We start from the raw sequence: 19,530 nt of genomic DNA, 5'->3' as shown, positions 1-19,530 counted from the left end.
CCAAAAACGAAGGAGCATGCAACGATATGACCGACAGATCCGGCTCGAAGGATTCGGAATGGCTAAACAACAACTGCTGCTGCAAAGTAGCGCATTGATAATAGGAGCAGGAGGACTGGGCGTACCCGTATTACAATACCTCTGCGCCATGGGCATCGGCAAACTGGGCATCGTAGAACATGATGACATATCCATCACCAACCTACACCGGCAAGTACTATATACCACCGCCGAACAAGGACGACCCAAACTACATACCGCCGCCGCAAAACTCCAACAACTCAATCCCGACGTACAACTCGAACTATACGATACCTATCTCGATACCGATAATGCACTGGATATCCTCGCCGCATATGATGTAATAGTCGATTGCACCGACAACTTCGGCTCCCGCTATCTCATCAACGACGCCTGCGTGATACTCAACAAACCTCTCGTCTATGGCGCCATCCAACAGTTCAATGGCCAGGTAAGCGTATTCAACCACGAAGGGAGTGCCACCTATCGCTGCCTCTTCCCCGAACCACCGGGAGCAGGAGAAGCCCCCGATTGCAATGAACTGGGCGTATTAGGCGTACTGCCAGGCATCATAGGCTGCCATATGGCCAACGAAGTCGTAAAAGTACTCTCCAAAACAGGCACCCCGCTGGCCGGACAACTCCTTTCTATCAACATACTGGATAACCAGCAACAGATATTCCGGTTCTCTCCCGTACCTGGCAATCACAACATCACCTCCCTGCAGGAAGACTATGCCCAAAGCGTATGCAATACCGGCGTACTCCAAAGCATAGAAGTAGAACAACTGCAACAATGGCTGAACAATAATACCGGCGTACAACTGATCGATGTAAGAGAAGACCACGAATGGGATATCTGCCACATCCCGCAAGCTATACACATCCCCATGCGCCAGGTAGCAGCCGTCATGCACCAATGGCAACCACAACAGCGTATAGCCGTACTATGCCATCATGGAATGCGCAGCCGTATGATAGGCCAACAACTCGTAGCCGCCGGCTTCCGCAACGTATATAATGTAGAAGGTGGCATACATGCGTGGTCCGTGAAGATCGACAACGAAATGATGCAATACTGATCCTTTCAATAGCTACTCCGAGAATGCGATACCTGCTCTATTTCCTCTATGTAAGCTGGCATTGGGGCGTCGCGCTGGCACTATTTATCGTCCGGCACGAAATAAAAGGTGAAAGAAAATACGGTATCCGTACCATCGGTACCGATAACCTCACCGGCGATATCCCTAAAGAAGATATCGAACATGTCAGCATGTACGAACCGATCAACTACTATACCGCCACCTGGCTGTTCGATCGGCTCACACCTGCCGACCGCAACACCGCCTTTATAGATATCGGCTGCGGCAAAGGCCGCGTATTGGCCATCGCCGCTGCTTATGGCTTTCCACAGGTTATCGGCATAGAGTACTCACCAAAACTCTGTCGCCTCGCCCAACCCGTCTGCGATGCACTGAAACAACGCCATCCGGGTACCCACATCTCCGTCATCCAGGCTGATGCCCGCGTGTTCGACCTCCCGGACAATATAGGCGTCATATTCCTGTTCAATCCTTTCGACGAAACCATCATGAAGATCTTCATCGAAAAAGTAATGGAAAGCCTCCGCCGGAAAAAGAGACCACTCAAAGTACTATATGCCAACCCACAGTGTAAACAACTATGGCTGGACACCGGCTTCCGTGAATCAGAGCACTTCGTAAAACTCGTCCACCTCAAAGGCGGCGTACTCGAAATATAATCACCATCCTCACCTCCCATCCACTACCGATATGCGCACACTGGACAATTTCGACGCCATCACCACCAACAGCATCCTCACCAGGGGCAGAGAAGCCTATAGCAACGGGACCGTTACAGCACTACAAGCCCTCAACGACAACGAATGGCAGGCATTCGTCAACGGCACCACTACCTATACCGTTAAGGTCATACTCCATCAACAAGAGATCATCGATGCTACCTGCGATTGCCCGGACAACAGCACTCCGTGCAAACATATCGTAGCTACCTGGTTCGCACTGCGACACCACTTTCAACGTACCCCCCGTATCCCCGCCTCCAACCCTCCGGCCACATCCCCCAGCGGCCTACTGGTAGCAGCCCGGCAGGCACTGACCACCGGGGATCTCCATACCGCCCGCCAACTCATCCACGAAGGCCTCAACAACGCCAACGCCGCCGACCGCCCAGGATTATTACACAAATGGCAACTCCTCCTCCTCGAACTAGCCTCCGCTACCAACGACCTCCCCACCGTTAGGCAATATGCTAAGCAATTCGCCTTCCACCCGACCTTCAACACCACCTGGTACCGCCGATGGAAACAAACCTACGATCCCGACACCTGGACCACCGTTATCTCCTCCCGGATCGAGGAGATCACAGCCCAGATCAACAACACGCACACACAACAAAAAGGCCAGGTATGGTCCACCCCGCATACCTGGATGCTCGAACAACTGGCACCCGTCTACATCGAAGAGCAATACTGGCACAAACTACTGGCCCTCGTACAAGAAGAAACCGACATCCAGCTCATCATGCCTTATCACCATCACCTCCTGCCACATTATCCCGCCGAACTACTGGCCATATACCTCCCCGCCCTCGAACGTATGGGCGACCGCTCCGGCAATCGCATACAGTTCATACTACTGGCAGGCATCTTCAGACAACTACTGCAATCCATGCCCGAAGCTCATTCCGAACTGATCCGCCTGCTACAACACCTCATACAGAAATACCACCGCCGCCCCGCACTGGCCAATGCATTATCCGAAGTACTGGGATCAGAAGGATAACAAATAATCAAAGGAATATTTGTTTTTAATCGAACGAATATTCGATTATCTTTGCCGGGCACATGAGACATAAAGACGACAATAAAGAAGGAACAATCCGGCAAAAAGCGATCGAAATGATCGTACAAGAAGGCTTTGATGGCCTCAGTATGCAAAAACTGGCCAGGGCCGCCAACATATCGCCCTCTACCATATACACCTACTTCGACAGCAGGGAAGACCTGGTCAATAAACTCTACCTGGGCGTCGAACAACAGTTTGAAAAAGACGCGTTGATCGGCTACAAAGACGAAATGACCTTCGAAGCCTTCCTCTGGACACAGTGGAAAAACCGCTACCGCAACATCAAAAAAGACCCGGTAGCCTACCACTTCTTCGAACAATTTCGCTACTCCCCGCTGATCCGCCACCAGGAACCGGCCATGAGCCGCTTCAAAGACGCGATGAACAAGTTCGTACAACATGCCATGGATAAAAAAGAGATCATCACCCTCCCCATGGAAATATTCTGGGCAGTCGCATACGGCGCCTTCTATATACTAATCAAATTCCACCTGGATAAAAGCAGTATGAACGACAAACCCTTCACGCTTAGCGAACAGAAAATGAAACAAACATTTGACGTAGTGATCCGCTCCCTTAAAATCTAATATTTTTTTGCCCTTAAATCGAACGAACATTCGATTAATATAAATGACTAAATAATAAGACTATGACAATTAATCACCTCAACTTCACCGTCACAAACGTAGACGCTGCCGCCCGTTTCTTCGAAACCTATTTCGAGTTCAGAAGACTCGATAAGAAACCTAATGATTCCTTGTCCATACTGGACAACGCAGACGGATTCCTCCTCGTACTTATGTCCGAAAAAATGAATGAAAACGGCAACACCGGCTATCCCGATGTATTCCATGCAGGATTTATGCTCGATAGCATGCAACAGGTCATCGACCTGCACAACAACCTGAAAGCAGGGGGTATCACATTAGACCAGGAACCACAGCGCATGCGTAAGAGCTTCGGTTTCTATTTTAACATCGATAAGATCATGATAGAAGTAGGCACCTTTAACCTGGACGCCTGATCCCTTCCGGTACCACATAAAAAACAGTACCTTGGAGTAAGTAAAAAAGATAACCTGGATAAGCACATGAAATACCTGCTACTCCCACTACTCCTGCTGCTGGTCACCACCACCAACGCCCAACAATACCTGCTGGTCGATACACACAATGATGTATTGTCCTCCCAGCTACTTACTAAAGCCGATCTCGGAAAACTACAGGCCAAAGGCAACTTCGACCTCGTAAGAGCAGCCAAAGGTGGTCTCAATGCCCAGGTATTCTCTATCTGGTGCGACGAATCCTTTGGTAAAGGGAAAGCTTTCGCCAGGGCCAACCGGGAGATCGACTCACTCTACGCCCTCATCAAACGTTATCCCAACAAGATAACACTGGTCAGGAACGCAGCAGAACTCAAACAAGCCTGTCAGCAACATCGCCTCGCCGCCCTGATAGGAGTAGAAGGCGGCCACATGATAGAAGATAGTGTCGAAAAGCTCGATAGCCTGGCCAAACGAGGCATGCGATATCTTACCCTCACCTGGAACAACAGCACCCCCTGGGCCAGCTCAGCCCGCGATGAAACAGCCCGCAAGACTACCCTCAGACAGGCTGGCCTCACCGCCAAAGGCAAAGAGATCGTTACCCGCCTGAACACCCTCGGCGTAATGGTAGACATATCCCATGTAGGAGAAGCTACCTTCTACGATGTGCTGGCAACTACAACAAAACCTGTCATCGCATCACATAGCAGCGCATACGCGATCTGCCCCAACCGGCGTAATCTCAAAGATGATCAACTCAAAGCATTGGCTAAAAACGGTGGAGTAGTGTTCGTGAATTTTTACAGCGGGTTCATCGACCCCTCCTACAATGGCAAACAACAGGCATTTATGCAGCAACATAAAGCAGAAGTAGACTCCCTGCATCGCCTGTACGGCGAATATGCCCCCATGAAATTGAATGAAATATATAAAGCAGAAGTCAACAAGTTCCGCCCCCCGCTCAGCTTGCTGATCAAACATATCGATCATATCGTCAAACTGATCGGAGCTGACCACGTAGGCATCGGCTCCGATTTTGATGGCTCAGAGTCATTCCCACTCGGACTGGACTCCGTCAGCGACTATCCTAAAATAGCGGTAGAATTGCGTAAAATAGGGTATAAAGAAGCAGATATCAGTAAGATAATGGGTGGCAACTTCCTGCGGGTATTAGCCGCTAATACAGGCAGATAAAGCCTATTGCAGCCCTTCCCACCATGGCTCGAATACCTGGGTCGTATCCTGCAGATACACAATCTGCCCTATCACCGGCGTTACCAACGACAGCGGATCCCCAGCCTTGTTCAAAGCAGTCAGCTTACTCAACGGTTCATCCCAGGAATGTTTCGCCAATACAAACTTGGAAGAATGTACCGGCAATAACCGTTTCGCCTGCAGGTCATGGGCCGCCATCAACACCTCTTCCGGCAACGTATGCACGTAGTGCCAGGCGGGGTCATACTGCCCATTCTCCAGTATAGCCAGGTCAATACGGCCAAACTGTTGCCCGATAGCAGCAAAATGTTTGTCGTACCCGCTATCTCCCCCCATATAAATAGTGAAGTCCGGCGACTGTAATACATAAGACATCCAAAGCGTATTGTTCTGGCTGAAGCCACGGCCCGACTTATGACGGGCCGGCTGCGTATAAATAATACTACCATTACCCAGGTCCACCTGCTCATGCCAGTCCTTCTCAATGATCTTCTCTTTCGGATATCCCCAATGCTCAAAATGAGCGCCTACACCTAATCCGCACACTACATACCGCACTTTCTCCCGCAACTGTATCACCGTTTCATAATCCAGGTGGTCATAGTGGTCATGAGAGATCATTAAATAGTCTACAGGCGGCAGATCAGCCACCGTATATACATCGGTACCTTCGAATGCCTTTACAGAATTAGGAATGGGAGAAGCATTTCCACTAAACACAGGGTCCATCAGGAAGGTCCTGCCATTCACCTGCATAAAATAGGAGGAATGTCCGAACCATACCAGCACATTGGTATCCGCCGGCAAATGCAGCAGATCTTCTTTCATAGTAGGAAGCTGATCCTTAGGGTAACGCCTCGGATTCGCTTTGCGGAACATAAGTTTGTAGATCTCTCCCCAGAAGGTATAACCTTCGGCAAATGTGGGAGTAGGAGAGAGGTTCTGGAACTTGCCTTTCTTAAAGTTAGGCGACTGCTCCATGCGCACCAGCCTTTCCCCCGACGGCGCTTTACCAAATTTGGGGTGTTGCATAAACGCAAATGTAACAATCCCGAATAATACCAGTAACGAAGATGTGGTGATCATAAATATTTTTCCGATGCGGCGTAGTCGTCTCATTTGCGATAATGTTATGCGTGGGCCTGTGCTTTTATAGCTGCTATCTCCAAGATAGGTTGCTTATAGCCAGTAAGCAAACCGGCATCTTTGACACAGGCCTCAGCACTTCCAGAACTATCCGCAGATAGCAAAATATCCGGATTGCATACAACCGCGAACACTTATCAGGCGGGCCTATGGGAAGGCGACGAAGTAGTGATGTTTTGGTAAACCTTTTTATCTGATCGAATAACTCAGGAGTCCCCCCGCCAGCCGATTTTCTCGCCTAAGCGGTGGACATACTGGAGATCATACCAATAGATCCCTGCAATACCAAAAACAAAAGCCTCCGCAACTCACCATATCTTGATCCGCTTACTTTCGTCCAGGAACATCCGCTCTCCGGGTCGCACATTAAACGCAGTATAAAAAGCTGATGTGTTCATCAATGGACCATTTACACGCCACATGGGTGGGGAATGGGGGTCGTTATTGATCCAGTACCGCAGGTATTCGTCTTTCATTTTCACCCGCCAGATCCTGGCTATGGAAAAGAAGAATCGCTGATCGGGCGTAAAGCCGCCGATCTTCGTCGTATCCTGCCCCTGTTTGGTCATCTTAAAAGCATCATATGCTACGGCAACCCCGCTGATATCCGCTGTATTTTCTCCCACTGTAAGCGCACCTTTTACCTGCATGCTGTCCAGTACCGTGAACGTACTGTACAGGTCAATAACCTGTTGTGTTTTGGCCTTAAACTTCTTATAGTCTTCAGGTGTCCACCAGCTTTTCACATTACCGTCTTTGTCAAATTGGGCCCCCTGATCGTCAAATGTATGCGTCATTTCATGCCCGATCACCATGCCAATACCACCATAGTTGAGCGCATCGTCAGCGTTGTTGTCAAAGTAGGGAGGTTGTAAAATACCAGCTGGGAAAACGATCTCGTTAGCGGAAGGATTGTTATAGGCAGTAACTGTCGAAGGTGTAGTGAACCACTCCGTCTTATCAACCGGCTTCCCCAGCTTGGCCAGGTTATATTGGAAATTGTTCGCAGCTGCTGATACCACATTTTCAAAATACTTATTCCGTACAATGTTTACATGGTTGTATTCGCGCCACTTGTCAGGATAACCGATCTTTTTGGTGATAGCAAATAATTTCTCCTTCGCTTTTTGTTTAGTACTGTCACTCATCCAATCCAGTTTGTCTACCCTGATAGAGAACGCCTTCTGCAGGTTATTCACCAGCTCCAGCATCCGCGTTTTGGCCGACTCCGGAAAATAGAGTTTCGTATATAATTGTCCCAAAGCCTGACCCAGATAAGTATCTACCACGTTTGACAGGACCTCGCCGCGTGTTTTTTGTACCGCCTGCCCTGTAAGCGCTTTATTATATGCAAATAATGAATTCACGAAAGGCTGGCTAAGGTAATCTGCATAATTACTGATATAAGCTCCTTTCAGGTATATTTTCCAATCCCCGAGCGGAATAGATTTGAGAAGCACATTTAATTTATCATAATAGCCTGGCTGGGCAATATCCAGCGAATCCATGGTAGCTCCCAGATGCTGGAAGAAAGCCGGCCAACCTATATTAGGTTGTTGCTTATTCAGGTCCGCCAGTGCGACTTTATGGAAATTGCCTCTTATATCCCGCAACTCAACATTGGTTTTATGGGACGAAGCGAGTTGCTGTTGGATATTGTAAACAAGTGCTGCATTTTTTTGCGCTAACGCCGCATCACTCCCGGTCAACATAAAAAGATCTGCGAGGTATTTTTTATAGGCTTGCTGTATAGCAATGGTAGAAGTGTCAGCCTTAAAGTAATAATCTCTGTCAGGCATGCCGATACCAGTTTGATAAATATGTCCCATATTCATGCTGCTGTTATCCTGGTCGGGTGAAATTTGAAAATCGATAAGGGATAAGTTTGACAGTTTAGCTTCTTCCGCTATGAAATGAAGCATATCGGGAACACTAGTGATAGCATCAACCCGCTGCAACCCATTCTTGAGTGGCTCAAAACCCCGGTGATTGATAACATTCGTATCCATTCCGGAAGCAAAGAAGTCACCGATCTTCTGTTGAAGGCTACCAGCAGGATTATCACTTTTTGATACACTGTCAAGAATACCCTGCAGCTTGAGACGTTGCAGATAGTTCATAAACCGGTAGGCTCCTACGCCAGACTGGCTCGGTGGTATTTGTGCAGTATCGTACCATTTTAAATTGACATAATTATAAAAATTATCGCCGGGCCGGATAGTAGAGTCGATTCCCTCAATAGCAATAAAAGATTGCTCGTCAGTTCGCTCTTGACAGGCAACAAAACATCCCAGGAAAAGGAGTAGTAATAGCCAGCTTTTCATATAAATTATATTAGTGGGAAATGGTATTGAATGACGAATAAAGATATTGTTTATATCTAATACTTTATCAAATAAGTCATCCCCTGGGGTATCCTGGCCATGTCACGACCGGCACTTGTAGCTATACAGGCAGGAGTTGACATGCCGGGATAAAATAATCAACACAAGTAGAACCGGGAAGATAATTTTGTTGCGTGCCATTGTCCTCACAAAACTAGGAGGGACCACAAAAGAAAAAAGCCTTCAGATGTCTCTGAAGGCTTTTAATCCGTTGGTAAATCAAGCGATTTATTTAGCGGAAAGGAAGGGATTCGAACCCTTGATACCTTGCGGTATACCCGCTTTCCAGGCGAGCCAGATCAACCACTCCTGCACCTTTCCGGTTGAAATTCTAAATTCGGGGATGCAAAGATACCATTTTAGGTTAGAAAACCAAGTTTTATCGAATATTTTTAGTCTGTAGCACCTTAAAACCCAGGTAATACCTATCTCAATAACAATGTCGAGCCCTTCAGAAACACCTTTTGCCCGTTTTCCTTATGCGTATAGGTCAGTATCCAGAAGAAAGTACCCGCCGCCTGCGGCCGCCCATTGAAAGATCCATCCCATTTACGCGTCCAGTCTGTCGTCTCAAAGATCAGCTGTCCTAAACGATTGTATACCGTAAATTTCAGATTAGTAGCCTTATAGCCGTTCAATGGATATAAGAAGTCATTCTGCCCATCCCCATTGGGCGTAAATGCCGTCGGAACGTCAATATAACAGCTGGTCACCACCTTCAGTGGGTAAATAGCCGTATCAAAACAGTGCATATCGTTTTCCGTGATCAGTTTCACCTGGTATATCTCATCCCGCGGATGCATCGGATAACGCTGCGCTGACGGTGTGAAAGTCCTGCTGATGATCCCATTCCCAAACTCCCAACGGTATCCGATGATGTTACCGGTGCTTTTATTGGTAAATGTTACCGCATCCTGCGGACACAATATGTCGGTAGACATGGTAAAGTCAGCTTTCATTGCATTGCTGAATACAATACGCGCTACCGAACTATCCTTACAGACCCCATTAGACACCACCAACTTAATTTCCTTCGGATCAAAGTTGTCATACGCCTTGATCGCTGTCTGACCGGTAGCCGTCGATTGATCGTCAAATATCCACATCCAGTTATTGGCACCGTTATTCCCATCGTGTGACAGATGTACCGTGTCCTTTTCACAATCTAGGGTAATCGTATAGGTGAAAGCAGGATTTACAGGACTTTTGGTTTCGAAAGGACGCTGGCTGCCCACAGGCGTTTCCTTCCAACATTCGCTGAGTAAAGTATTACCGTCGGTTCCCCGCTTCAAAGTCAGCATAAAACTACCAGCAGTAGGAATGGGCTTATCCAGCTTTACCGTAATCACCGTACCCAGGTTATTACCGTCACACCTGATCGTAGCGCCGGTAATACCAATAGGTAAAGTACCTATGACGGTAAAGTCGCTGCCATCCGCCGCAATAGAACTACATTGCACCGGCGCCGGCAAGGTGAACTGCAACGTATCCGGCTGACAGGTAACCGCAATAGGCCCCGTAAAAGGCACAAAGGGCTGCTCCTGCATAGTAAAAGGAATAGCGCCTCCGGCAGCGGTGGGCACTCCGCATTCACTCAATATTGTATTACCATCCGTACCAGCATTCAATACCACCTCATAATTGCCCCCGGTGATGATCCGTGTACTCAATGACAGCGTCACTTCTGTAGCGAGCCCATTCGCATCACAGTTGGCTGTAAAGCCCGTCACCGTTACAGCCTGCGGACCGTTGATTATAAAATCACTGCCGTTAGCGGCAATAGAATTACAGCGTATGGGAGCAGAAAATTGTAGTTGTATCTTATCAGGAGCACAACCCGGCTGTACCATCTTATCAAAAGGTACAGGCAACTGCTTGGGAACAGTAAAATCCATCGTTGCCATCAATGGTTGATTACAGGCATCCAGGATACTGTTGCCGTCAATGCCACCTTGCACCTTCAGCGTATAGGTTCCCTCAGGTAAGGGCCTGTCCAGCGTAACGATCACGGAGTCCATGTCAAAACCGTTGTTACAATTCACCCCAGTAGCAGATAATACCTTGGCTGCCACAGTATTAAGTGTAAACTCGCTGCCGTCTGCCGAAAGGCTCTTACACTGCATCTTCTTACTGAGTTTAACACCTATCGTATTATTGAGACAACGATAGTTAACGCTCTTAAGGTCCGGTTTCCCAGGATCGGTGATATTGGCAGTCCCACCTTTAAATTCCAGGTTATATCCACTCTGACCGGGAGAAAAATGACTGATCAACAGCAAATACTCATGCCCTAGCTGTAATACCGGCATAGAGCTGAATAGAGGTTGCCCAAGGCCGCCACAGACCCCCAGGGAACGCCCGCTGACACCTGCCCCGGTTATACCCCCTTCCCCCGACCAGTTACAGGCCACGAACAAGGAAGTATTCGTGTATACGTCATCCGGGTTCTTACCGGTGATGTCAAATAACTGCCAGTCATAATCATCCGACAATGTGGCGGGCGTTATAACAAAGCCCAGTGTGCCGGGCATAAAACAGGTGAATTTATACCAAAACGGATTTTTATCCTGGTAAGACTGATTATCATTACATGGAGGTACAGGAATGCGCCTATCTCCACACTCCGGCACGGAAGATTGATGGAAAGTCTCAGTACCACATACAGGAAACGCGGTACGAGGGTGCTGTCCAATTGTGGTGCATTGAGCGTAAACGTTACAGATGGTAGTTAACAAAAACCAACAATAAAGAATAAAAACTTTAGGCATAAGACATAGGAAACCTATTGTACAATGGGCATAAATTTAATGATTTCCATCTAGCTTTCCCCCTCCGATCGATATTTGCGCACATTATGCCGCCCACCTGCCAGATAGATACCTTAAACCCTACCACCGCTTAAAGTCTAAATCATTTATTTACAATACAATAGGCTTCAGTCCATGCTATGGGTATGGATAAATTAAATATATAACGGCTCTTATCAATCCCGCTGCAGGTCGCCCATCCCAAATACAGCAGCCTCCCGTCTTTGTATCTTCCGTACCGCCTTGTCCGCCCGCTGATATGCTGCCCGGACCTTCCAGTCAAAGTACTTCTTACCAAACAGGATACGCAGCGTATTGTCAATACGCCTGGTGATCACAATATTGCGAAAACCTAACCACCGCTCTTTCATCGTGCGAGGTAAGGCCCGGTAACTAACGGAATACCCGTCTGTAACATACTGGATGTAGTGCCAGTAACCCGAAGGAATAAACAATGTATCACCATGTTGCAGGTCACAGGACCATCCTTGTAAATACCGTAACCCCGGAAACTTATCATAGTCCGGATGCCGCAGGTCTACAATACCGTGAAAATTATAAGGAAGCCGGTATAATAACTCCGATTGATCATTTGCAAATAACCAAACCCGCTTTACCCCCCGAAACTGGCTCAGAAACACATGAGACATATCAATATCATAGTGATAGCGTACGGACGACCCAGCCCCGCCAAAAAAAAGAAAAGGAAGCCAGGTGATCAGCCTGTCTGCCAGCCGTTTTACATGCAGATCCTTTTGCATCACCGGCTTCTCCAGCAGCAAGTTAAACAGGAACAAACGCATTGCGGTAGGTTCCTTTTCTATGAGATCTAGATAGGTGGAAAACTTCATTTTTTTTACCGGCGGACTACTTACTTTGTCCAGATGTGCATCCTCTTCATTATGCACCGAAACCATACTATCGCCGGCTACCTGCCGGAAATGATCATAATCCCAGGTATGCAGGGCCGCACTATCTTCCTGTATAAAATCTTTGATAATAACAGGCACCCCTGTACGTAAAAATTCGCTTTTAAACTTTTGTTTGTCGTACCCACGGATAGATTCAATCTGTCGTAAATGCATGTTCGTTTTATTTGCTTTTTCATATAAGGTTTGCACACATTGATTTAATACCTAACTACGCCGGCAACCCTGTAACTATAATATCCCTTTGCCGGGCAGCAAGCTACCTGGCAAAGGGATCTGCACAATCATCAACAAATTGTCAGTATACCTTCAGTATTATCTTATCCCTCCATAAATCTAAGATTTGGCATGCTCAATAAGGGCAGCGCCTGCCTCTCCTGTCTTGCCAGCTAATCCATAGAGGAAAAGTGTATAAATATGTCCGGGCTGCAGCTGTATCCTGTCAAGATCCCGCTGCAGTCCGGGTAACAATTCCTGCGTATGTACCAATCGTACCTGGAAGCTATATCTTGCATCCAGCGTTATAAAAGGGCCCAGGGAAAATGCCTGTAGCTGCTCACCGGAAAGTATCGCACCTCCTGCGCTGCCATAGTCTACCGTGCTGAATAGAACACTGTCTTTCCCATCCCGTATAGCACGAAGGCTTACTGCTGGTACATCAGGTGCCAGGTGTACAAAACGCAATTTTACCTTGCCGGCTGCCGGCGCTTCTAGGTTATCATAGAACAGGATCAATGTGTCCTGATCAAATGCTGTCTTCTTGCGGGCCGCAAATACTGTGTGATAGTAATCCGGGATAGGCCCGTTAGGCCCTCCGTTAGCATTGAATGCCGCCTGGTTACCAAACTGACGGGATACTTTGTAGCTGGTACCTGCACCTTCTGTAAAGTTGATCTGCACATTACCGAATACAGTAGACAGGTACGGGCTGGCGCTATTAGGCGTAACACCTGCTGCAGTAACCCGTGTCGTAAAAGTCCAGAAGTGTAGGGGAGTAGCTGTCGGACGCGCATTTACAAAACTAATATATGCATTCAGCGCAGGCCGCTCCCCGGCGTTTACATCCAGGTAATCCCCCTTATTACATCCTGCCAAAAGGATCAGACCAACAAACGAGAATAATAGGAACAGATACTTTTTCATAGTCATTCATTTTAGATCAAAACCGGGCATTTACCCGGGCAAATGGCTGTATGCCCGCACTACCGTTTTGTAAACCCACTACCGTGGGATTCCTTAAGCCAGATACTTGCGTAGCGGTATAATCACCTGACACATCAAGCAGGTTGTTGACACCTATCGTTGCCAATATGCCTTTGGTAAAGTGATAGCCCACAGCGACATCCGTCACCCAGATAGGCCGTAATCGCTGCAGGAAATAATCCGGTCGGGGAAAGTTTGCATTCAATGCAGTTGCAGTCGTCACCGCACCGAAATAAACGGTCCGTAACAGCGCATTGAACTTCCCGTGCCTATACACCCCCTGCAAGGTTATTTTCTGACCGGGTATATGCGTAGTCACCCGCGCCTTTTCACCGTCGTTAAAGATGATATATCTATAAGCTTCCAGCCCCTTGGGAGTATTGACATGCGTTACTTCATTCGTGACGAAGTTGGCCCCTGCCAGGAAAGTGAGTGAGCCTTTGTATAAGGGTAATTTATAACTACCGGTCCACTCAATACCACGGGTGCGGGTACTGAAAGAGTTATAGAAAAATTTCGCCTGCGTCGTCCCTGTCTGCAAAAGCAAGCTCCGGACTTCCGCCGGCAGGTTGTTATCCGTTGCGGAAAAGTTTCCCGTATTACCCACCCTATTGTCAATAGATACCTGGTAAGCATCAACCGACAACTCCAGGTTAGCCGCTGGCTGCGCAGTGACGCCCACCGTATATCCACGGGATCGCTCCGGTGTAAGGGAAGGAATACCCAATGCGCGGGTAGCAGCGCTTTTATTGGACGCCGTCACCTGATCTACCGCCCGGCCTTGCTGGAAGCTGGTAGAGGTTTCCGTATAATAGAACTGAGCCAGGTCAGGCGCCCTGAAACCGGTGTTAAAAGCCCCTCTTATATTCAGCCACTTCGCCAGACTATATCGCGTAGCTATCTTACCGGTAGTGACATTACCAAAGTCGGAGAAATGCTCCGCCCTCAATGCAGCAGAAACTAACCACTGCCGCGTCACATTCAGCTCCACATCCACATAACCCGCCGTAATAGCCCGGCTCACACGTACCTCGTTCTCCGGACGGAATCCGGCATGTATCTGCGAACCGGGAGAAAGACCGTTCAACGCCAGCCAGCCGGCATCAGCCAGGTAGGGAATGCCCGCCGCCGAAGTGTCCACCCGGAATATCTGGCGCAGATCCGCCTTCTGGTACGAAGCAACCTCTCCTGCCTTGATCTCATAGGTTTCTACCCGGTATTGCGCTCCGAACGCAATGTTGATCCCCTTCAATGGCTTATCTAAATACCTCGACACATCCAGGCTGGCCGTATTCTGGGAAGCATTGTAACTACCCGCATCAAAAGAAGTGGGACTTTTAAGCCCCATACTGGCATTCAGCGAATTGGAAATGATATTGGAAAAGTCATTGCGGCCATATACATTGGAAAAGTCCACCAACCAGTGCTTTACCTTCCCTTTTATACCCACAGCCAGTGATTTGTCGGTAATGATATTGTCCATCGCAGGCAAAAAACCATCCGGATAAAGCGCGGTATTATTACGCTCTGTCCACCCGGGCAACCGATACACAGCGGTGAACTGCGAATTGCGATGACTGATACCACCAAACGCATAGATCTCAGCACTTTCTTTCAAAGGCACCGCCGCATTAAAAAACAACAGCGCGTCTTTGGCCTTATTAGCCCCCCCACCACGCTGATCAAAATAATGCCGGTCCATCCCTCTGCTCCGTAATATCGCATCGTCTATTTCCTTGGTATAGATCGCATCATAATCGCGTGTATTGGCGCCTCCGCCGTAAATAGGACCATAATACAATCCGGCATCCTTTCGACCGGCTGGTAATGCCAGCGACTGGGTAGCAAACTCAGTAGTCACATTCACATATCCGCCGCCATTGCCCAGTTTGATGCCATAGTTGGCGCCGGTCCGCGTCTGTAAACCATCCCCTCTTCTACGCACACTGGCAGTGGTATTGATCCCCAGCTCACCCGTCTGCTGTTTCAGTACAATATTGATCACACCCGCTATCGCATCAGAACCGTATTGGGCGGCGGCACCGTCGCGCAATATCTCAATACGGTCTATTGCTGTTGCAGGCAATGCATTCAGATCATATCCGGTAGCCCCGTTACCCAATCCACCCCAGTTGATATTGGCACTCTTATGCCTCCGTTTACCATTCACCAGCACCAGCAGTTGGTCCACCCCCAAACCTTTTAACTGCACCAGGTTGAGCGCAGACCCGGCATCTCCGGCATTACTGCCGTTAACCGAATGAAAGGAAGGAGAAATATATTGCAGCAATTGTGTAATACTTGCCTGTGGCGCCAACTCCTGTAAAGACTTAACATCAATGACATCTACAGGTACAGGTGAATTCAATTTGGTACGCGTAGCATTTCTGGAGCCGACGATCTGTATCGCGCCCAATGCCCGGGTAGTCGCAATAAGCGTTACCTCCAGCGTCTTACGGTGACCAGGAATCAGCTCCTGGGTTTCGTATCCGAGAAAGGAAAATACCAACGTACTGTCTTTTTGTACCTGAATACGGAAAGAGCCGTCAGGAGAGGTACGAACTCCCCTGGCGGTGCCTTTTACCCACACAGCAACGCCTTCCAGAGGGGTACGGTCCCTGGTAGTAAGTACTATGCCGGTAATCGTTCTTTCCTGCGCAAATAATGGCAGCGCCTGCCATAAAACAAACCATATGAAAAGCAAGGTAGTAGTAGCGATCTTCATGCGTGTTATTTTGGTTGATGAACACCACTGAATTGATCATCTGTCAATGCCTGCAGAAAAGATTCCAGGTCATCCATATCAGTACCTGTCAGCTGCAAAGGCGCCCCTAGCGAAAGATCCCGCTTGATACCGCCGCTTACTACACGATCCGGTGAGTTATAATACTCGATCACTTCCCTTAACGTCCTGAACATGCCGTTATGCATATACGGCGCCGTTACAGCTACATTACGCAGACCCGGCACCTTGAAAAATCCCATATGTGCAGAATCCTTCGTTACACCATAACGCCCCGCATCCCTCAACTCTTTACCGTTATACAACCCAATGTTCTTAAAACGATCCGCTGTAAAGTCTTCCCCCGAATGGCAAGTACTGCAATTGGCTTTGCCAATGAATAACAAGCGCCCTCGTATAGCCGATGCAGACATCGCATTATCATCACCGTTGATATACCGGTCGTAAGGACTGTTAGCCGTCTCCAGCGTTCTCTCATAGGCCGCTATCGCCTGCAGCAACGCCTGCTCGGAGGGGTCACTGTTGAATATCTTTCTGAAAGCATTGACATACGCTGGTTCAGCATTGAGCCGGATGACTGCTTCTGCAATAGGTAAACCCATTTCATCCGGGGAGATAATAGGCTGCTTCGCTTGTTCTTCCAGGGTGGCGGCCCTGCCATCCCAGAAATAGTTCGGCCGGCCAGCCAGATTGGTAATACCAGGGGTATTACGTACCGTCAACTTCCCGTTAATACCCTGGCTGAATACTGCGGTATCCGCAAAAGCAAAACGTGGCTGATGACAGCTGGCACAACTGATCGTTCTATCAGCAGAAAGGATGGGATCGAAGAACAGCTTTTTACCTAGTTGAGCGCGTGTCGCCGGCTCTTCTTCTTGGGTAGCAGACAGCAATACTGCTAACAGCAGCAAGCCGCCTGTCAGTATCCTGTAATACATAATAGTTGGTTAGGTTACTCCTGGTATACATCCTCTCAGGGCTTAGCTACCAGCGTAATATCAAGGTCAAAATCATCATAGATCACCTTATCTCCCAGGTTATCAAAAAAGCGCTTTGAATGGAATTTGATATCATACTTGGTACGGTCTACTTTGATATTGGCCTTCGCCACCAGCTGATTATTATCCACGGTGATAGTAGCCGGGAAACTGATATCCTGGGTAATACCTTTGATCGTTAGTTTACCTTTCACATCATAGCTGTTTCCGCTACCGGGGGTTATACTCGTAGTCACAAATGCAGCCGACGGATATTTCTCCACCGCAAAGAAGTCATCCCCCTTCAGATGACCAAGCAGTTTACTGTTGCCGTCCTTATCCGTTATATCTGTCACCGTAATGCTACGTGTATCCAGCTGAAAACTGCCACTCTTCACCTTGTTGTTTTCCACGTTGAAATCGCCTTTTGATACAGCGATGTTACCACTATGCTGCCCCGTAACTTTATGCCCCGTCCATGTCAGCTGGCTATGCTGCACATCCACATGATAGGTCGCAGCCTTCCGCGCAACAGCAGTATTGACTTTAATAGGAGCCGCAGGAAGCGGATTTCCCTTCTCCGCAGAAACCTGTATAGTAAAGGCAGTGATGATCGCAAGAACACCTATAGATGCATAAGAAGCAGCGTATTTCATATAATGAGGTATTTCAGTGTTAATATTGAATGAGTATATAAATTTTCAAATAGACCTGCCAGGCCACCGGGGTGACCCGGCAGGATTTTACAACAGAGAACAAGAATATGTGAAAGACTAAAACGTATTGCTGGCAACCGCTTCACCTGCCGGTTCCGCAATCAGTTCATCAAGATCTTTATTCCATTTTTCTACATAAGCTTTGTAGTAGTCACCTGTCACCTCGCCGGTATAACCGGTATGTATCTGGCGAACCACACCGTTACGGTCTATGATAATAGTAGTAGGAAAAGCCATCATACGGTTCAACGCGGGGAATTGCTCAGATGCGACCTTCTTATCCGCAATGCCACCAAAAAGGATATCGTATTGTATATCGTATTTATCCCGGAGTTTACCCAGCGTATAACGGGCATAATCAAGGTCGTCCTTCTGCTCAAAACCTACGGCAATAGCAGCTACACCCCGATCCTTATTTTTCTTATACCAAGGCGCCAGAAAGGCGGTCTGATCGGTACAGTTCGGGCACCAGGTGCCAATGATCTCCACGATCACGACCTTTCCTTTATACTTTTCATCACTTAATGACACCGGCTTTCCGTCCAGGTCAGGCAAGGTAAAATCCAGCCTGTTGTAACCTTCCTTCAGATAAGTCAGCTTATAAGGGTCCGGCAGCGCCGCTCCGGCATTTTTATCCCCGTCAAATTTTACATTGTTGTAAATACCCAGGCTCAGCTCCCCACTGAGTACCTTGTCATCGCTGATCTTCCCTTTGATGAAGATCGGACTGGGACCAGTAAAACCCGATAACACGAACTCATCTCCCTGTACCGTCCCTTCTAACTCGCGGCTGTCACCTACTACCGACATGATTACACCAGTCAGTTTATTGCCTTGCTGCTTCAGCAAAGCAACACGGTTGGGAGAGGGCTCTTTACTGTATATTTTAAGCTCCCACTTACCGCTTATATTAAAGCGAGGGGGCACATCCTGACCGGGGGCGATGTAACGGTAACGCTTACCGTATTCCGCTACAAATGGCAGCGAACTACCCCGGAAGTTAGGCACCAGGCTTCTGTACTCTCCTGTCAATCGTCCGTCACTTTCGATATGCGCTACCAGTGCAGCATCATAAGTATTCATTTTTATGAAGAGAGAATCATCGCCAATACGTTTCACATGAAAGTCATCTCTCCGGCTGCCGTTCAACAAGGTGAATACCGCGTGCTCAGGATCTTTCCCTTTTAATTCAAAGTTGAAGGGCACTTCCGCTTCGTTAATGGTAAAAACACCTCGCCATATGCCTTCTTTGATAAATGCTTTCTTTGGCACAGCACTTATGTTGGTACTCCACAGCACAGCAGCCAGCAGGCCCGTTACGCCGGGAAATCTAAGGATCTTCATGGTTGATAATTTTTTGGTAAGAGATGGAATGTCAATAACAGATAGGTGATAGCATACAACGTAGACATGGCAATGTCATACACCTGCTGTAAACAGGCATACTAGCAGCCATA

Annotated in this window: 15 protein-coding genes and 1 tRNA gene; 6 read left to right on the top strand and 10 right to left on the bottom strand. The window is 48.0% G+C overall.

Going from position 1 to position 19,530, the window contains the following annotated elements; all coding sequences use genetic code 11:
* The first annotated feature begins 16 nt into the window (after positions 1-16).
* From KTO58_RS26220 to KTO58_RS26195, 6 genes are all read left to right on the top strand, one after another.
* Entirely contained in the window at positions 17-1,102 is a 1,086-nt protein-coding gene (locus KTO58_RS26220) for a HesA/MoeB/ThiF family protein (protein ID WP_095836569.1), read from the top strand.
* 23 nt (positions 1,103-1,125) lie between these two features.
* The gene (locus tag KTO58_RS26215; protein WP_095836570.1) at positions 1,126-1,782 is read left to right on the top strand and encodes a class I SAM-dependent methyltransferase; all 657 of its coding nucleotides are present in this window, start codon (positions 1,126-1,128) and stop codon (positions 1,780-1,782) included.
* 31 nt (positions 1,783-1,813) lie between these two features.
* Positions 1,814-2,845: an SWIM zinc finger family protein gene (locus KTO58_RS26210; protein ID WP_095836571.1), complete on the top strand. Its 1,032-nt coding sequence runs from the start codon at positions 1,814-1,816 to the stop codon at positions 2,843-2,845.
* 62 nt (positions 2,846-2,907) lie between these two features.
* Positions 2,908-3,495, top strand: coding sequence for a TetR/AcrR family transcriptional regulator (locus KTO58_RS26205; RefSeq protein ID WP_225859928.1), 588 nt, complete (start codon positions 2,908-2,910; stop codon positions 3,493-3,495).
* Positions 3,496-3,557: 62 nt separating this feature from the next.
* A complete protein-coding gene (locus KTO58_RS26200; RefSeq protein ID WP_095836572.1) occupies positions 3,558-3,932 on the top strand; it encodes a VOC family protein in 375 nt (124 codons plus the stop codon).
* A gap of 66 nt (positions 3,933-3,998) precedes the next feature.
* Positions 3,999-5,147, top strand: a complete 1,149-nt coding sequence (locus tag KTO58_RS26195) for a dipeptidase (protein ID WP_095836573.1) — start codon at positions 3,999-4,001, stop codon at positions 5,145-5,147.
* 3 nt (positions 5,148-5,150) lie between these two features.
* On the opposite strand, the gene KTO58_RS26190 is transcribed toward KTO58_RS26195, so the two are convergent.
* The 10 genes from KTO58_RS26190 to KTO58_RS26145 all read right to left on the bottom strand — a co-directional run bounded on the left by KTO58_RS26190 (position 5,151) and on the right by KTO58_RS26145 (position 19,417).
* Positions 5,151-6,287 (bottom strand): MBL fold metallo-hydrolase, encoded by a 1,137-nt coding sequence (locus KTO58_RS26190; RefSeq protein WP_198315104.1) that lies wholly within the window; start codon positions 6,285-6,287, stop codon positions 5,151-5,153.
* Between the two features lie 335 nt (positions 6,288-6,622).
* Complete coding sequence (locus KTO58_RS26185) at positions 6,623-8,638, bottom strand: M13 family metallopeptidase (protein ID WP_095836574.1); 2,016 nt, start codon at positions 8,636-8,638, stop codon at positions 6,623-6,625.
* Between the two features lie 296 nt (positions 8,639-8,934).
* A tRNA-Ser gene (locus KTO58_RS26180) sits at positions 8,935-9,019 on the bottom strand.
* 104 nt (positions 9,020-9,123) lie between these two features.
* Positions 9,124-11,229, bottom strand: a complete 2,106-nt coding sequence (locus KTO58_RS26175; RefSeq protein WP_157752726.1) for a T9SS type B sorting domain-containing protein — start codon at positions 11,227-11,229, stop codon at positions 9,124-9,126.
* Between the two features lie 452 nt (positions 11,230-11,681).
* Positions 11,682-12,590, bottom strand: a complete 909-nt coding sequence (locus KTO58_RS26170) for a cupin-like domain-containing protein (RefSeq protein ID WP_095841386.1) — start codon at positions 12,588-12,590, stop codon at positions 11,682-11,684.
* A gap of 180 nt (positions 12,591-12,770) precedes the next feature.
* Positions 12,771-13,577, bottom strand: a complete 807-nt coding sequence (locus KTO58_RS26165; protein ID WP_157752727.1) for a DUF4397 domain-containing protein — start codon at positions 13,575-13,577, stop codon at positions 12,771-12,773.
* A gap of 16 nt (positions 13,578-13,593) precedes the next feature.
* Positions 13,594-16,362: a TonB-dependent receptor gene (locus KTO58_RS26160; protein ID WP_095836577.1), complete on the bottom strand. Its 2,769-nt coding sequence runs from the start codon at positions 16,360-16,362 to the stop codon at positions 13,594-13,596.
* A gap of 5 nt (positions 16,363-16,367) precedes the next feature.
* Positions 16,368-17,318, bottom strand: a complete 951-nt coding sequence (locus KTO58_RS26155; protein ID WP_095836578.1) for a cytochrome-c peroxidase — start codon at positions 17,316-17,318, stop codon at positions 16,368-16,370.
* A gap of 35 nt (positions 17,319-17,353) precedes the next feature.
* On the bottom strand, positions 17,354-18,013 hold the full coding sequence (locus tag KTO58_RS26150; RefSeq protein WP_095836579.1) for a YceI family protein: 660 nt from the start codon (positions 18,011-18,013) through the stop codon (positions 17,354-17,356).
* Positions 18,014-18,130: 117 nt separating this feature from the next.
* A complete protein-coding gene (locus tag KTO58_RS26145; RefSeq protein WP_095836580.1) occupies positions 18,131-19,417 on the bottom strand; it encodes a peroxiredoxin family protein in 1,287 nt (428 codons plus the stop codon).
* Between the last annotated feature and the right edge of the window lie 113 nt (positions 19,418-19,530).

This window comes from Chitinophaga pendula, assembly GCF_020386615.1.
Classification (GTDB): domain Bacteria; phylum Bacteroidota; class Bacteroidia; order Chitinophagales; family Chitinophagaceae; genus Chitinophaga; species Chitinophaga pendula.
This window is presented reverse-complemented; position numbering and strand designations above follow the sequence as displayed.

Coding starts and splice junctions, on each gene's coding strand:
- KTO58_RS26160 (WP_095836577.1), bottom strand. CDS start 16,362: ATGAAGATCGCTACTACTACCTTGCTTTTCATATGGTTTGTTTTATGG.
- KTO58_RS26150 (WP_095836579.1), bottom strand. CDS start 18,013: ATGAAATACGCTGCTTCTTATGCATCTATAGGTGTTCTTGCGATCATC.
- KTO58_RS26145 (WP_095836580.1), bottom strand. CDS start 19,417: ATGAAGATCCTTAGATTTCCCGGCGTAACGGGCCTGCTGGCTGCTGTG.
- KTO58_RS26200 (WP_095836572.1), top strand. CDS start 3,558: ATGACAATTAATCACCTCAACTTCACCGTCACAAACGTAGACGCTGCC.
- KTO58_RS26205 (WP_225859928.1), top strand. CDS start 2,908: ATGAGACATAAAGACGACAATAAAGAAGGAACAATCCGGCAAAAAGCG.
- KTO58_RS26215 (WP_095836570.1), top strand. CDS start 1,126: ATGCGATACCTGCTCTATTTCCTCTATGTAAGCTGGCATTGGGGCGTC.
- KTO58_RS26195 (WP_095836573.1), top strand. CDS start 3,999: ATGAAATACCTGCTACTCCCACTACTCCTGCTGCTGGTCACCACCACC.
- KTO58_RS26170 (WP_095841386.1), bottom strand. CDS start 12,590: ATGCATTTACGACAGATTGAATCTATCCGTGGGTACGACAAACAAAAG.
- KTO58_RS26175 (WP_157752726.1), bottom strand. CDS start 11,229: ATGCCCGGCACACTGGGCTTTGTTATAACGCCCGCCACATTGTCGGAT.
- KTO58_RS26190 (WP_198315104.1), bottom strand. CDS start 6,287: ATGAGACGACTACGCCGCATCGGAAAAATATTTATGATCACCACATCT.
- KTO58_RS26185 (WP_095836574.1), bottom strand. CDS start 8,638: ATGAAAAGCTGGCTATTACTACTCCTTTTCCTGGGATGTTTTGTTGCC.
- KTO58_RS26220 (WP_095836569.1), top strand. CDS start 17: ATGCAACGATATGACCGACAGATCCGGCTCGAAGGATTCGGAATGGCT.
- KTO58_RS26210 (WP_095836571.1), top strand. CDS start 1,814: ATGCGCACACTGGACAATTTCGACGCCATCACCACCAACAGCATCCTC.
- KTO58_RS26165 (WP_157752727.1), bottom strand. CDS start 13,577: ATGAAAAAGTATCTGTTCCTATTATTCTCGTTTGTTGGTCTGATCCTT.
- KTO58_RS26155 (WP_095836578.1), bottom strand. CDS start 17,318: ATGTATTACAGGATACTGACAGGCGGCTTGCTGCTGTTAGCAGTATTG.